This is a genomic window from Campylobacter sp. TTU-622 (assembly GCF_016598965.1).
Taxonomy (GTDB): Bacteria; Campylobacterota; Campylobacteria; order Campylobacterales; family Campylobacteraceae; genus Campylobacter_D.
This window is the reverse complement of sequence record NZ_JAENKR010000169.1, coordinates 1-1,081: the sequence shown is the minus strand read 5'-3', so window position 1 is coordinate 1,081 and position 1,081 is coordinate 1. Positions and strand designations below refer to the sequence as shown.

Below are 1,081 nucleotides of genomic sequence, written 5' to 3'. Positions count from 1 at the left end.
CATTCTGTGAAGAAGCATAAGGAAGTATAAATAAAGAGTGTTCTTTATTCATTCCATAAGAAGCATTTTTAAAATCACTCTTTATATAATCACTTGCATCAGAGTATAAATTACCCTTTTCAGACATAGCTATTTTTTGAGCTCTACTTGAAGAGCTTAAAGTAAAGCTTTGCATAGAATTACCCATAACATTATCAATAAAGGTTGATCTTCTTGAAGTTGTAGAGATTAAAGATCTAAAGGTTGCACCTGATATAGAGGCATTAAGGTTAAAATCTGTAGTAAGCTTTCCTGTTAATGGATCATAATTTAAAGATATTTCTCCTCCACCATTAGTTCCAATATTGCCAATATTGCCTTGATTTACTCCTGTGATAATATTATTTATATTGCCTAATTCATCAAGATTAACATTGCTTTGATCAACGGTTATGTTATCTACTTTTACATTAGAAGCTCCACTTCCACCTACAACTACAGTTTCTAATTTACCTGTGTTTTTATCAGTACTTACTACCCAATCTTTAATTCCAACGCTACCACTTCCATTATTAGTAACTGTGTTGCCGTTTTCATCTTTACCTACTGAGCCTGAATTTGAAATAATTAAATCTGCATTGCCATTATTAACAATACCTCCACCTATGGTTGCACCTTCACCATTTGAAATTTCAAGATTGTTATCACTATTATTAGTAATAGAACCACTTATACCTGTATCAGAAGTAGAAGTATTTGTAATAGAATCAAGCTTACCACCTTCCTCTACTACTATACTTCCTGTAATAGAACCATTACCTGTATTAGTAATACCACCTTCAATAGAACCTCCACTTTCTACTTTGATTTCACCACTAATAGAACCATTACCTTGATTTACTATACCAGAACCTCCACTTGAAGAGCTAACACTACCACCTGAAATGATAATACCTCCTGTGCTACCATCTTCACTAGAGCTACTACTACCTATAACACCTTCATTAACTATACCAGCAGTTCCACCTGTAACTGATCCTGAAATAGTGATTTGAGTATCAATCTCTTTTCCACCTCCTATATAAATACCAGAATTACCACC

General features: G+C 33.4%; 1 pseudogene. It reads right to left on the bottom strand.

Annotated features, from left to right (window positions below):
• Nucleotides 1-1,081: pseudogene (locus tag JG677_RS08235) on the bottom strand (autotransporter outer membrane beta-barrel domain-containing protein); the annotation flags it as partial.